10 protein-coding genes are annotated in these 14,087 nt (G+C 46.2%); 5 read left to right on the top strand and 5 right to left on the bottom strand.

Features of this window, described 5'->3' with window-relative positions; translation table 11 throughout:
• Positions 1 to 84 precede the first annotated feature (84 nt).
• The 4 genes from rsgA to EAE30_RS06285 all read left to right on the top strand — a co-directional run bounded on the left by rsgA (position 85) and on the right by EAE30_RS06285 (position 5,391).
• Positions 85 to 1,149 (top strand): small ribosomal subunit biogenesis GTPase RsgA, encoded by a 1,065-nt coding sequence (gene rsgA / locus EAE30_RS06300; protein WP_123015207.1) that lies wholly within the window; start codon positions 85 to 87, stop codon positions 1,147 to 1,149.
• A 98-nt stretch (positions 1,150 to 1,247) separates the two neighbouring features.
• The gene (gene asd, locus EAE30_RS06295; RefSeq protein ID WP_123015206.1) at positions 1,248 to 2,117 is read left to right on the top strand and encodes an archaetidylserine decarboxylase; all 870 of its coding nucleotides are present in this window, start codon (positions 1,248 to 1,250) and stop codon (positions 2,115 to 2,117) included.
• Positions 2,118 to 2,527: 410 nt separating this feature from the next.
• On the top strand, positions 2,528 to 4,060 hold the full coding sequence (gene gpmM, locus EAE30_RS06290; protein ID WP_123015205.1) for a 2,3-bisphosphoglycerate-independent phosphoglycerate mutase: 1,533 nt from the start codon (positions 2,528 to 2,530) through the stop codon (positions 4,058 to 4,060).
• Positions 4,061 to 4,215: 155 nt separating this feature from the next.
• Positions 4,216 to 5,391: a murein hydrolase activator EnvC family protein gene (locus EAE30_RS06285; protein WP_123015204.1), complete on the top strand. Its 1,176-nt coding sequence runs from the start codon at positions 4,216 to 4,218 to the stop codon at positions 5,389 to 5,391.
• Here EAE30_RS06285 and EAE30_RS06280 read toward each other — a convergent pair.
• The 4 genes from EAE30_RS06280 to nudC all read right to left on the bottom strand — a co-directional run bounded on the left by EAE30_RS06280 (position 5,388) and on the right by nudC (position 9,105).
• Entirely contained in the window at positions 5,388 to 6,368 is a 981-nt protein-coding gene (locus EAE30_RS06280; RefSeq protein WP_123015203.1) for a DHH family phosphoesterase, read from the bottom strand. The two genes, EAE30_RS06285 and EAE30_RS06280, sit on opposite strands and share 4 nt — an antisense overlap.
• Before the next feature lie 91 nt (positions 6,369 to 6,459).
• Positions 6,460 to 7,095, bottom strand: a complete 636-nt coding sequence (locus EAE30_RS06275; RefSeq protein WP_123015202.1) for a TetR/AcrR family transcriptional regulator — start codon at positions 7,093 to 7,095, stop codon at positions 6,460 to 6,462.
• A 56-nt stretch (positions 7,096 to 7,151) separates the two neighbouring features.
• Positions 7,152 to 8,228 carry a uroporphyrinogen decarboxylase gene (gene hemE / locus EAE30_RS06270; protein ID WP_123015201.1) on the bottom strand — a complete coding sequence of 359 codons (1,077 nt, stop codon included), beginning with the start codon at positions 8,226 to 8,228 and terminating at the stop codon, positions 7,152 to 7,154.
• A 100-nt stretch (positions 8,229 to 8,328) separates the two neighbouring features.
• A complete protein-coding gene (gene nudC / locus EAE30_RS06265; RefSeq protein WP_123015200.1) occupies positions 8,329 to 9,105 on the bottom strand; it encodes an NAD(+) diphosphatase in 777 nt (258 codons plus the stop codon).
• A 156-nt stretch (positions 9,106 to 9,261) separates the two neighbouring features.
• Between nudC and rsd the strand changes: the two genes are divergently transcribed.
• Positions 9,262 to 9,750: a sigma D regulator gene (gene rsd, locus EAE30_RS06260; protein ID WP_123015199.1), complete on the top strand. Its 489-nt coding sequence runs from the start codon at positions 9,262 to 9,264 to the stop codon at positions 9,748 to 9,750.
• 93 nt (positions 9,751 to 9,843) lie between these two features.
• On the opposite strand, the gene rpoC is transcribed toward rsd, so the two are convergent.
• Positions 9,844 to 14,046, bottom strand: a complete 4,203-nt coding sequence (rpoC, locus tag EAE30_RS06255) for a DNA-directed RNA polymerase subunit beta' (protein ID WP_123015198.1) — start codon at positions 14,044 to 14,046, stop codon at positions 9,844 to 9,846.
• Positions 14,047 to 14,087 lie beyond the last annotated feature (41 nt).

Genomic DNA, 14,087 nt, shown 5'->3' with positions numbered 1-14,087 from the left:
GATACCGTCACCTCTTGGATTTCGTTCTATCTGCTGGTATACATGCAGCCGATATTCTCACTCACTCACGTAAAGAGAAACATAGTGGCAAAGAGAAAAAAGCTGACAAAAGGCCAAGTAAGGCGAGTAAGACACAATCAGCACAAACGACTGCAACAAGAAGAAACCATCCAATGGGATGAGTCGATGCTAGAAAGTGCGCAAAAAGGCTTAATCATTAGCCGATTTGGTCAACATGCTGACGTGGAAGACACCGAAACAGGGATCATCCACCGTTGTAATTTGCGACGCAGTATTGAATCTCTCGTCTCCGGTGATAACGTCATTTGGCGCCCAGGTATCGAAACACTGTCGGGTATTTCTGGGGTGGTTGAAGCGGTTGAAGAACGCCATTCGGTTCTCACACGTCCCGATTATTATGATGGTTTAAAACCGGTAGCCGCCAATGTCGACCAAATGGTCATCATTGCTTCAGTACTGCCAGAGTTGTCACTCAACATCATTGATCGATACTTAATTGCTGCCGAAACGTTGCGTATCACGCCGCTGATCGTCCTCAATAAAATCGATCTTCTCGACCAAACACAACGTGACACCTATCAAGAGTGGCTAACCCTGTACAAAGATATCGGCTATGACGTTGTGTTCGTCAGTAAAGAAACTGGGGAAGGTATCGAGGCACTTTCCTCTTACCTCAGCGATAAAATCAATATCTTTGTTGGGCAATCTGGGGTGGGTAAATCAAGCTTAGTCAATGCATTGATGCCACAAACGACCCCCATCGCCGAAGAAGGCGCTGTATCGAAAAACTCTGGGTTAGGTCAACATACGACGACGGCGGCACGGCTTTATCACATTCCAACCGGTGGCGATTTGATTGATTCTCCTGGGGTTCGTGAGTTTGGTCTCTGGCACTTGGCACCGGAAGATATCGCTCAAGCCTATCGCGAATTCCATCCATTTTTAGGAGAATGTAAGTTTCGCGACTGTAAACATCTTAACGATCCAGGCTGTGCGTTACGGCAAGGTGTGGAAGACGGTAAAATCAGCCAAGTGCGCTTTGAAAACTATCACCGAATCATCGAGAGCATGGGCGAAAACAAAGCCAATCGTCAGTATTCAAGAGATAAAAAATCCGATATTCGTTAACCCATAATTTACCGACAATAAGAACTTTACTGGCTTTTTCACGACCATTCAGTACTATTGTCGCCAAATCAGAGTAAATAATTTTGGAACCTAACACCATGGACAAATTGAAGGTGGGATTACAGTATTGGATCCCACAACGTGCGCTTACCGAACTTTTAGGTAAACTCGCATCGGCACAAGCTGGACGTCTCACTACCGCGGTGATTCGCTGGTTTATCAAGCGTTATCGCGTGGATATGAATGAAGCTCTGCATCCGGATCCGGGTCATTACGCTACATTTAACGACTTTTTCACGCGCGCCCTCAAAGCGGACGCTAGACCTATTGCCGATGATCCTCAAGGCTTGGTACATCCCGCTGATGGCGCGGTTAGCCAATTTGGCTACATCAATGATGGCAAATTGATTCAAGCTAAAGGACACGATTTTTCAGCTCAAGAATTACTTGGCGGCGATGCCGCGCTCGTGGCTCAATTCCAAGACGGTGACTTTGCGACCATCTATCTGTCTCCTAGCGATTATCACCGCGTGCACATGCCTTGCGCGGGGACGCTGCGTCAGATGATTTATATCCCTGGCGACCTTTTTTCCGTTAATCCTCTAACGGCTCAAAATGTCCCGAACTTATTTGCGCGTAATGAACGTGTCGTGTGTATTTTCGATACAGCGCATGGACCGATGGCTCAAGTCTTAGTCGGAGCGACCATTGTCGGCAGTATAGAAGTCGTGTGGGCAGGCACTATCACGCCACCACGCGGTTGCAGTGTGCATCATTGGGACTATCCAGCATCAGGCGACAAAGCGATTCATTTAGACAAAGGCGCAGAAATGGGCCGCTTTAAACTGGGGTCGACTGTCATCAATTTATTTGCCAAAGAACAAATTGAGTTTGATGACACCATGCGCTCAGGCGCGACAACACGTATGGGCACGCCTTACGCCCACACTCGCCCTAGCGTTGATTAAAGACTCGATATCGCGATATGCCGAAGCGCCCCCCTTGCGCTTCGGCATCCACCTCTTCTCTTTTTTGTGCTTTTCTAACACCTCCATACCGCCAACCCCTGACTTTATGGGCAGATCGTTTTGTTCGTAAACCTAGTTTTCACTCATCGCTCACCTCATATAAAACACGGTGAGCCATTTTATGGTATGGTCAGGTTATACACGGTATGGAGGTTAGCGAGCCTTGCGAAAAAATACCAATAACGGACTAGGTCCTATCAAATATACACACCAATGTGTAGAGTAGGATATGCCAAGATCAACAATGGAATTGATAGGCAAAATCATTGATCTGACACTACTGCTAAGCACAAAAAGTGTAGTAAAATTACGCTAATTTCAATAATTTTGAACTGAATGAGGTCTTAAATATGGCAGCGAAAAAGCCAATGGCACTAGTAATTCTAGACGGCTGGGGTCATCGTGATGACAACAGCAGTAACGCCATTAATAATGCAAACACACCAGTGCTTGACGAACTCGCAAAAACTCAGCCAAATACGCTCATCTCTGCGTCTGGTTTAGATGTGGGCTTGCCTGACGGCCAAATGGGTAACTCAGAAGTCGGTCATACAAATATTGGGGCCGGTCGTGTGGTCTACCAAGATTTGACCCGAGTGACCAAGGCCATTGCCGATGGTGAATTTGAGAAAAATGAAACCCTTGTCGCGGCGATCGATTCCGCAGTCAATGCGGGTAAAGCTGTGCATATTATGGGCCTCATGTCTCCAGGTGGTGTTCACTCTCATGAAGATCATATTTATGCCGCGGTAAAAATGGCCGCCGATCGGGGTGCCGAGCGTATCTACTTACACTGCTTCCTAGACGGACGCGATACCCCGCCACGCAGTGCTAAAGGCTCATTAGAGCGCTTTGACGATCTGTTTGCGGAACTCGGTAAAGGCCGCATAGCGAGCTTAATTGGTCGTTACTATGCAATGGACCGTGACAATAACTGGGATCGTGTCCAACAAGCGTATGACTTGCTCTCACAAGCCAAAGGCCAGTTCTCGGCAACAAGCGCGACGCAAGGGCTTGAAGACGCTTATGCTCGTGAAGAAAACGATGAGTTTGTGAAAGCCACGCTTATCCAATCAGACGGTCAAGATTCATCGGCCATGCAAGATGGCGATGCCGTTATCTTCATGAACTACCGTGCTGACCGTGCTCGTGAAATCACACGTACATTTGTACCTGAGTTCGACGGTTTTGAGCGTGAAACATTCCCAAGTGTTAACTTTGTGATGCTAACGCAATATGCTGCGGATATTCCATTGAATACGGCTTATCCACCAGCAAGCCTGACCAATACGTACGGTGAGTGGCTAGCAAAACACGATAAGACACAATTGCGCATTTCTGAAACTGAGAAGTACGCGCACGTGACGTTCTTCTTTAACGGTGGTGTCGAAGACGAGTTCTCAGGAGAAGATCGTCAAATCGTTGCGTCGCCAAAAGTCGCCACTTACGATCTGCAACCAGAAATGAGCTCGGCAGAGTTAACCGATAAACTTGTGGCTGCGATTAAATCAGGCAAGTATGACGCGATCATCTGTAACTACCCGAATGGCGACATGGTCGGCCATACGGGGGATTACGATGCCGCAGTTAAAGCCTGTGAAGCCGTCGATGCGTGTATTGGTCGTATCGTTGAAGCCATCAATGAAGTCGATGGACAGTTATTGATCACCGCCGATCACGGTAATGCTGAAATGATGGTCAACCCTGAAACTGGTGGTGCACACACTGCGCACACCAATCTACCGGTTCCATTAATCTACGTAGGTAGCAAAGACATTGAGTTTAAAGACAACGGTAAACTCTCTGATCTTGCCCCTACCATGCTTGCATTGACCGATACCGAGATCCCTGAAGAAATGTCAGGCCAAGTCCTGTACAAGTAACGGGTATTCAAACGAGCAACGCCTCCCAACTGGGAGGCGTTTTTATTTCCACTCATTTGTGTTCAGAATGACAAACTTTTTGCACAGCATACTCGCCTCAACCTGTGCTTTGGGTATACTGGTCACTCATTGATGTCATTAAAAGCTTATCGATAATGTTAATAAAGTTGTGCCCCTCGTTTTTGAAACGTTCATCCCCTATTGTTCTGAACAGTGCGATCTTATTTGCTAGCGCTCTAGCAATGACCATGCCTCAAACCAGCATGGCGGCGTCGCAGCAGGAATTAACGGGTGTAAAAAATGAAATTCAACGCCAAGAATTATCGTTGTCTCGCCAACGTAAAAAGTTGGATGCGCTACAAAACGACTTAAAACAGCAAGAGCTGCATATCGCGGCTCAGAAAAAACAAATTAACAAGACCAAGAGTAAGCAAGCACAGACGAATCGAAAAATTGCAGCCTTACGTAAAAAAATTGACCACTTGGAACAACAGCGTCAACAACAAACGAAGCAGCTCAAAACACTACTGCAAACCTATTACATTACGGAACGCTCTTTCTCCACTGAACATATCCTCAGTTCTGGGATGGAAGAAGATCGCATTAGCCAATATTATCAACATTTAGCCAAAGCCCGCACTAAAGCCATTAACGAGCTAGAAACCACTCATCGCGAGCTCGATAACAGTGAATCTCAGTTGCATAAAGAACGAGATAAAATAGCGGAGCTCTTAAAACAGCAAACCCAAAAATATCAACAATTAGACCAAAGCCAAACCCAGCGACGTCAGACATTAGCCAAGATCAAGAAAGGCATTTCAGGGGATAAAGTCTATCTTGCTGAACTGCAACAGAATGAGAATCGCCTCAAGGCGGAGATCGCTAAAGCCGAAAAAGCAAAAGCGGCTCGTCAGGCGGCCGCCAGTATTTCCATGGACGGGTTAGCCAAGCAGCGCCACCAACTGCCTTGGCCAATCAAGGGCACGGTCTTGCATCGCTTCGGTGAACATCAGAGCGGACAAATTAACTGGAAAGGCATTGTGATTCAGGCTCATTATGGCGACAAAGTCAAAGCGGTCGCCTCGGGTACGATCGTATTTTCCGATTACTTACGCGGTTATGGCCTCATGGTATTAATCGATCATGGTCAGGGTTATATGACACTCTATGGGTTTAACCAATCCTTGACCAAAAAAGAGGGAGACCGTGTCGCTGCCGGAGAAACCATTGCTCTTGCAGGTGATACCGGCGGACAACAACAAGCCTCTCTCTATTTCGAAGTTCGTCGTAACAGTAAAGCCGAAAACCCACTTAACTGGCTAAAACGCTAACCCCTATAAACGGTATCCGAACGATAAAAATCGGATACCGTTCTGATCAATGCATTAACTTGATCTTTCGCTAAGCGGTTCACGCCACCAGCCCCTTCACGCCCACCGCCAGTGTCAAATTGACTGCATAGCTGCCCGGCGCCTTGCCGATTCTCCAGTGGCGCGCGTAACGACACGATAAAGTTCTGCTCTGCATCCTCTAACGGCGTTAAAATCAACGTGGCTTTCGTCGGCGCTTGATTGGCAAGGTAGTTACCCAGTGCGCCACTAATACGAAATGATACCGCTTGATTGGGAAGTTGAATAACCTGTAGAGCCGGATGATTCTCTCTGGTCTGCTCGAGCGCAAAAGCCATGTCATTGGCATAATGTTGCTGTAAGTGATGAAACGGCGAGGATCGATCACTGATCACCGCATCGGGGGTTCGGTAAGCCAATAGCTGTTCAAACAGCTCTGCCGGTGAATAATGCAAATCCGCGACGCTGCGACCATAGCTATTATAATTGATCAGCGTGCCGAGTTGCTCCAATTGCGAACGTGTTGATTCCGTAAGGTGAGCCCGTTTTGCTTTTTCCGTCGCGACTTGAGACAAATTATCGCCGTAAGCGGCCGCAATCGCCCATTGGTGATAGCGATGTTCCAGCAAGTGATCGATGATCAGTGCGGTACACATTGTTGCCTCGGTATGAATATGACTGATCAAACGAGGGTGCTGTGGGATAGTGCCCGGTAAGTGGTGATCAGCATAAAAGATGGACGCACCTTGTGCCAGTAGCGCCTGTAAGGGCTGATGATTTTTGTCCATAGAAATATCCAGTACGGTCACAGTATCGCCCTCAGCAACACTCAACCCTTCTAATAACTGAATATCTCGTTTTACTCCCGTACGATACAAGGAGTCACAGGGGTATTCTAAACGCAGTTGTAAAAGCGCAATGATGCCATCTGCATCCCCATTAAATACGTCATAATGCATAAGCTCAATCGCATTCTTCTAATCATGATAAAACTAAAACTATCAGTCTTTTTCGATGATAACCAAGTACGAAAAGTTATATCTCATGGCACTAAGCATGCATGGCTTGCACGCCTTCTTCTAATAACTCCAGTTGTTCCAACCCAAGCGGTGTCGCCACCGGTTTGACCAGCGAGATCACCTGTAGCATTCCTTTGTGAATGACTTGCTCGGTAATACGAGTTTGCAATGACATGGCCGATTGATACGCCAGCCAAGTTGAGGCGACTAAGTGCAGCGTCGTCGACATCGTCGGCATTGCCTCGTCACTAATCTCTAACAGTTCCATGTCGACAAACGCGCGTACAATGCCAATTAAATTGGTTTGTAAACGATCTTGTACCGCAATGTAATTCGCATGCAAGACATCATCACGCTGCAAAATTTCCGGCAAATTGGCATAGAAGAAGCGATACTTCCACATCAACGTAAAGATGGAATTAAGGTAGTGCTTTAACAAGGTGAGACTTTCATGAGTCCCCTGTAAGGGAGTAAAGCGATCAATGAGCTCTTCAGAATATAACGAAAAAATGGCTCGGATAATTTCCTGTTTATTCCGGTAATGGTAATACAAATTTCCTAGGCTAATCTCAAGATGCGCCGCAATGTGATTCGTGGTCACATTGCGCTCGCCGTTTTCATTAAACAGCTCCAACGCAGCAAAAATGATTTTGTCTTTGGTTTTCATGTGCTCACTCCCCTTTAGGCCCCTAACGGGTGCTCGCAAAGAGCACCCACGCCTTGCTATGCACCAGACGTATAATAGGGTTTGGATAACTCATGCACCGCATCCACAAAGATACCCGCATTTTCAGGTGGCACATCCAAGTGAATACCATGCCCTAAATTGAAGACGTGGCCTGTTTCATCATGACCATAATCTTCGAGAATGGTACCGACTTCTTGTCGAATACGTTCTGGACTTGCATAGAGGATGGAGGGATCCATATTCCCCTGTAAGGTCACCTTATCGCCAACGCGAGCTTTCGCATCGGCAATATTAATCGTCCAATCCAAGCCAACCGCATCACATCCCGTTGCCACGATTTTTTCCAGCCACATGCCGCCATTTTTCGTAAATAAGGTCACTGGCACGCGACGACCGTCGTTTTCACGGATCAAACCATCGACAATTTTATGCATGTACTGCAATGAGAAGTCTTGATAATCTTGCGGGGTGAGAACACCTCCCCACGTATCAAACACCATCACAGATTGAGCTCCCGCTTTAATCTGCGCATTCAAATAGTCGATCACACTGTCAGCTAACTTATCCAACAATAAATGCAAGGTGGCTGGCTCAGCGTACATCATTTTTTTAATTTTGGTGAACGCTTTCGATGGGCCCCCTTCAACCATATAGGTCGCGAGTGTCCAAGGGCTACCAGAGAAGCCAATCAACGGGACCTCACCTTGTAAATCTTTGCGGATTTGACGCACCGCGTTCATCACATATTGTAGTTCACCTTCCGGATCTGGGTTAGCCAAACGTAACACATCCGCTTTATTCTGGATCGGTAAAGCAAACTTAGGGCCTTCTCCGGCAACAAAGTGCAATCCAAGTCCCATCGCATCTGGAATAGTCAAGATATCAGAGAACAAGATAGCGGCATCCAAAGGGAAACGACGCAACGGTTGTAGAGTGACTTCTGATGCCAATTCCGCATTACGACACAATGACATAAAATCTCCGGCCTGAGCTCGAACTTCGCGGTACTCTGGGAGATAACGACCAGCCTGACGCATCATCCATACTGGAGTACAATCGACTGGCTGTTTGAGCAGTGCGCGTAAATACCGATCGTTCTTTATTTCTGTCATTCCGTCTTCCACTTTTTTCTATCGAATGGGGTAAATGATTATTCTATCATGGTTTATTGGTGAAGACTGTCTCACGAATCGTTCACCCAATACAGTCCGTTTATTCGCCTTGGCGAATTGCGGTGAGTGTTTGCTCTATCAAGGTTCTGGCAATGGTCCCAACAGGCGCTAAATCCGGTAACTCATCCACCCCAAACCATTTGGCATCGCTAAGCTCACTATAATCCGGTTTTATCTCACCGGCCGCATAATCGGCTAAGAAGCCTGTCATGATGTTAGACGGAAACGCCCAAGGCTGACTGGCCTGATAACGAATATTCTTGACCGTTATCCCGGTTTCTTCATAAATTTCGCGTGCAACACAGCCTTCTAGTGTCTCACCGACCTCAACAAATCCAGCGATGATGGTATACATCCCCGTTTTATGACGAGGGTGTTGCGCTAACAGTATCTTATCGCCATTGCGTACCGCCACAATGATACAGCTGTTGATTCGTGGATAATGCATCATACGACAATCTTGGCACTGCATCGCATACTGACTATGATTAAAGTGCGTTCTTCCGCCACATGCAGAGCAAAAACGCTGACTATCGACCATATGGCCATATTGCACCGCTTTACTGACCAAATGAAATAATTCTGTATCCAACATCAGTAAAGTACGCAATGAAACGTACTCAGGCGACCAGTCTAACGCGCTCGAATTGACCCAAAATACCGGAGAATTTTGATATGAACCTATCTGAATACTGTCCGCAAGTGGAATAGAAAAACCCGCGGCCGTTCCAAAAGGAATACCACCATCAAAACTCCAGAGGTCGGAACCAGAAACAATACACCAATAAGCGTTCTGTTCATCACTTTTTTCTAACATATGCATACCTCGTCACTTGCAGTCAATGTGGTTTACTGGCAACCTTAATTTGTATAAGTGTTAACCATTTTATGTCTTGTTCGTATAACAGGGGTGGTTGAATACCAATAGCTAGCACAATCATTATTGTAATAATGAGCCATTGAGGGCGAAATTATGCTGAGACAATTGAAAAAAACACAAGAACAATGGGGCGGTTCCAGCAAGGTGATCGATCATTGGCTCGATAAGAGACAAGAATTGATTATTGCTTACTGTAAGCTTGTCACACTTCAACCCAGTGCTGCAAAGGCTTCTATGGCTGAGCTACCAACGCCCGCAGAACTCCAAGTATTTTGCCAAGATCTGGTTGATTATATATCAGAAGGTCACTTTAAAATCTATGACATGATAATGGATAAGTGGCACGCCACCGGATTTCAGGCGACAACTGAAATAAATGAGACTTATCACCAGATCTCTGACAGTAATGACCCGTTATTGAATTTTACCGACCAATACGCCGATGTCTCAGATGACGATGACTTAGAAGATCTGGACAAAGATCTTTCGGAAATCGGAGAAGTTCTTGAAAGTCGATTCGGCACGGAAGATTACTTAATTCAACTGATCGCTGACAGCTTGGCCTATCCACCAGGTGCTTAGTACCATCAGTAAAACACGAGTTACCCTCTTGGTAGCACTCACCCGTTAGAGACAAAAAAGGCACCCGAAGGTGCCTTTTTTTATAACGCTTTCTTACTCATCCGAAGAGAAGCCTGCATTCAGTAAAGCCGCTAGGTTGTCTGTTGCTTGTTCAACAGATGGCCCTTCTTTCTGTGCTTCACGTCGTGCTTGACGTTCTTGGTGGTAGGCGAAACCCGTACCTGCAGGGATTAGACGACCTACAATCACGTTTTCTTTCAGACCACGTAACTCATCACGTTTACCAGAAACCGCGGCTTCTGTTAGTACGCGAGTCGTTTCTTGGAACGATGCCGCAGAGATGAATGACTCAGTCGCTAGAGATGCCTTAGTAATACCTAGAAGCTCACGTTCAAAACGTGCAGGCTCTTTGCCTTCTTCTTCTAGTTTACGGTTAGAGATCTTAACTTGAGAGTACTCAACCTGTTCACCCGCTAGGAACTCAGAGTCACCAGCATGCGTGATCGTACACTTACGCAACATTTGACGAACAATCGTTTCAATGTGCTTATCGTTAATCTTAACGCCTTGCAGACGGTAAACTTCCTGAACTTCGTTAGTGATGTATTGAGTCACCGCATGAATACCACGTAGACGTAAAATGTCATGTGGTGTTTCTGGGCCATCAGCAATAACGTCACCACGTTCAACACGCTCACCTTCGAACACGTTCAACTGACGATGTTTCGGAATCATCTCTTCGTAAGTGTCACCGCCATCGCGTGTGATCACAAGACGACGTTTCCCTTTCGTTTCTTTACCGAAGGATACTGTACCAGTATGTTCAGCAAGAATTGCCGGTTCTTTAGGCTTACGAGCTTCGAACAAGTCAGCAACGCGAGGAAGACCACCGGTAATATCTTTGTTACCGCCAGATTTCTGAGGAATACGTGCTAATGTATCACCCACGCTTACTTCCGCGCCATCTTCGATGTTAACAATCGCTTTACCCGGTAAGAAGTATTGAGCTGGCATATCCGTACCAGGAATCATGACATCTTTACCTTGCTCATCAACAAGTTTGATAGCTGGACGCATATCTTTACCTGCAGATGGACGTGCAGCTGGTTCAGTCACTTCACTTGAAGATAGACCAGTCAGTTCATCCGTTTGACGAGCGACAGTAACACCATCGATCATATCAACGTATTGGATACGACCAGCTACTTCAGTGATGATTGGCAGCGTATGCGCTTCCCAGTTCGCCACTAGGTCACCGATTGCAACGGCTTCGTTATCACCTTTGGTTAGCTGAGAACCGTAAGGAAGCTTGTGCTTCTCTTTAGTTCGGCCAAATTCATCCACGATTGTCAACTCAGACGCACGTGAGGTGATCACCAGTTTCTTATCTTTGTTGATAACGTACTTGGCGTTATGAAGCTTGATAGAACCGTTGTTCTTCGCTTTAATGCTGTTTTCTGCTGCTGCCGTTGATGCCGCACCACCGATGTGGAACGTACGCATGGTAAGCTGTGTACCCGGTTCACCGATAGACTGTGCAGCGATAACACCCACAGATTCACCTTGGTTAACCAAGTGACCACGAGCCAAGTCACGACCGTAACACTGTGCACAACAACCGAAGTCAGCATCACAGGTTACAACAGAACGTACTTTCACCCAGTCAATGGAGTTTTCATCTAACAGTTCACACAGTTTCTCATCAAGAAGCGTGTTACGTGGTAGTAAGACAGTGTCAGTACCTGGAATCAACAGATCTTCAGCAACAACACGACCTAGCACAAGCTCAGACAATGCAACTTTTACATCACCACCCTCGATATGAGGACGCATGATAACACCTTCGTGAGTACCACAGTCTGTTTGTGTTACCACAACATCCTGAGCCACATCAACCAGACGACGAGTCAGGTAACCTGAGTTCGCTGTCTTCAATGCTGTATCCGCAAGACCCTTACGAGCACCGTGCGTTGAGATAAAGTACTGAAGTACGTTTAGACCTTCTTTAAAGTTCGCAGTGATCGGTGTTTCGATGATGGAACCATCTGGACGAGCCATTAGACCACGCATACCAGCAAGCTGACGAATCTGAGCAGCAGAACCACGTGCGCCGGAGTCGGCCATCATGTAGATGCTGTTAAATGATTCTTGCTCTTCTTCTTCACCGTCACGGTTAATCACGGTTTCAGTCGATAGGTTGCTCATCATTGCTTTCGCAACGCGATCGTTGGTTGATGCCCAAATATCGATCACTTTGTTATAGCGCTCACCCGCCGTCACAAGACCAGATTGGAACTGTTCTTGAATTTCGCGAACTTCTTCTTCCGCTTCTGCGATTTCACGGTATTTCGCATCTGGTACCACCATATCGTCGATACCAACAGAAACACCAGAAAGTGCTGCATAAGCAAAACCTGTGTACATGATTTGGTCTGCAAAGATAACAGTATCTTTCAGGCCAAGCTTACGATAAGCCACGTTCAACAAGTTAGAAATCTGTTTTTTACCAAGTTTTTGGTTGATGATTTCAAATGGCAGACCTTTCGGTACAATTTGCCACAACATCGCACGACCCACAGTCGTATCGACCATCTTCGTTTCTGTTGTGCTATTGCCATCTTCATCAATCACAGTCTCAGTAATACGTACTTTGACTCGTGCATGTAACGTCGCAGACTTAGTACGGTACGCTTTTTCAGCCTCTTCTGGGCCGGCCAAGTACATACCTTCGCCTTTGTCATTAATTTTTGAGCGAGTCATGTAGTAAAGACCCAATACAACGTCCTGAGAAGGTACGATGATCGGATCGCCTGATGCAGGTGACAAAATGTTGTTTGTCGACATCATCAAGGTACGCGCTTCTAACTGAGCTTCCAACGTTAACGGTACGTGTACCGCCATTTGGTCACCATCGAAGTCAGCGTTATACGCCGCACACACCAATGGGTGTAGCTGCATCGCTTTACCTTCAATCAGTACCGGCTCAAATGCCTGGATACCTAGACGGTGAAGTGTTGGTGCACGGTTTAGCATCACTGGGTGTTCACGGATAACTTCATCCAAGATATCCCAAACGACCGCTTCTTCGCGCTCTACCATTTTCTTCGCAGCTTTGATCGTTGTCGCTAGACCACGCGTTTCCAGCTTGCTGTAGATAAATGGTTTGAATAGCTCTAGTGCCATCTTCTTAGGAAGACCACACTGGTGCAGACGCAAGTAAGGACCCACAGTAATTACTGAACGACCTGAATAGTCTACACGTTTACCAAGCAAGTTCTGACGGAAACGACCTTGTTTACCCTTGATCATATCAGCAAGAGATTTCAAAGGACGCTTGTTAGAACCTGTAATCGCACGACCACGACGACCGTTGTCTAGTAGCGCATCAACAGACTCTTGCAGCATACGTTTTTCGTTACGTACGATGATGTCTGGAGCAGCTAGCTCAAGTAGACGTTTTAGACGGTTGTTACGGTTGATCACACGACGATATAAATCGTTCAAATCAGACGTTGCAAAACGACCGCCATCTAGAGGTACTAGAGGACGAAGATCCGGCGGAAGCACAGGCAATACTGTTAGGATCATCCATTCAGGGTTATTACCTGAAGAAATGAAGGCTTCAACCAATTTAAGACGTTTTGTGATTTTCTTACGCTTGGTTTCTGAGTTCGTTGTTTGTAACTCTTCACGCATAAGTTCGGCTTCTTGAGCCAAATCCATAGCACGTAGCAGATCTTTGATCGCTTCCGCACCCATCTTCGCAGCAAACTCATCGCCCCACTCTTCAAGGCGATCAAGGTATTCTTCTTCTGTTAGCATTTGACCTTTTTCTAGGTCAGTCATGCCAGGCTCAGTCACTACATACATTTCGAAGTAAAGAACACGTTCGATGTCACGTAGCGGCATATCCATTAATAGACCGATACGAGATGGTAGTGATTTAAGGAACCAGATGTGAGCAACAGGAGACGCGAGTTCAATGTGACCCATACGTTCACGACGAACTTTAGTCTGTGTAACTTCAACGCCACACTTCTCACAGATCACACCGCGGTGTTTCAGGCGCTTATATTTTCCACAAAGACATTCATAGTCTTTAACTGGACCGAAAATACGCGCACAGAACAGACCATCACGTTCAGGTTTGAACGTACGATAGTTGATCGTTTCAGGTTTTTTCACTTCACCAAACGACCATGAACGAATCATGTCTGGTGAAGAAAGACCGATTTTGATCGCATCAAATTCTTCAGTCTTATGCTGTGCTTTTAGAAAGTTTAATAAGTCTTTCACAATCAGCTCCTGTAAGGAGTTAAAAAGGAGCTCACCCTAAG

The sequence above is a fragment of the Vibrio zhugei genome, from assembly GCF_003716875.1.
Lineage (GTDB): Bacteria > Pseudomonadota > Gammaproteobacteria > Enterobacterales > Vibrionaceae > Vibrio > Vibrio zhugei.
The sequence above is the reverse complement of the archived record's forward strand: the minus strand, read 5'-3'. Positions and strand labels throughout refer to the sequence as shown.

What these genes read in the sequence shown, in the direction of transcription:
- rsd (WP_123015199.1), top strand. Translation starts at nt 9,262, where the DNA reads ATGCTGAGACAATTGAAAAAAACACAAGAACAATGGGGCGGTTCCAGC.
- EAE30_RS06275 (WP_123015202.1), bottom strand. Translation starts at nt 7,095, where the DNA reads ATGAAAACCAAAGACAAAATCATTTTTGCTGCGTTGGAGCTGTTTAAT.
- EAE30_RS06280 (WP_123015203.1), bottom strand. Translation starts at nt 6,368, where the DNA reads ATGCATTATGACGTATTTAATGGGGATGCAGATGGCATCATTGCGCTT.
- nudC (WP_123015200.1), bottom strand. Translation starts at nt 9,105, where the DNA reads ATGTTAGAAAAAAGTGATGAACAGAACGCTTATTGGTGTATTGTTTCT.
- gpmM (WP_123015205.1), top strand. Translation starts at nt 2,528, where the DNA reads ATGGCAGCGAAAAAGCCAATGGCACTAGTAATTCTAGACGGCTGGGGT.
- hemE (WP_123015201.1), bottom strand. Translation starts at nt 8,228, where the DNA reads ATGACAGAAATAAAGAACGATCGGTATTTACGCGCACTGCTCAAACAG.
- asd (WP_123015206.1), top strand. Translation starts at nt 1,248, where the DNA reads ATGGACAAATTGAAGGTGGGATTACAGTATTGGATCCCACAACGTGCG.
- EAE30_RS06285 (WP_123015204.1), top strand. Translation starts at nt 4,216, where the DNA reads ATGTTAATAAAGTTGTGCCCCTCGTTTTTGAAACGTTCATCCCCTATT.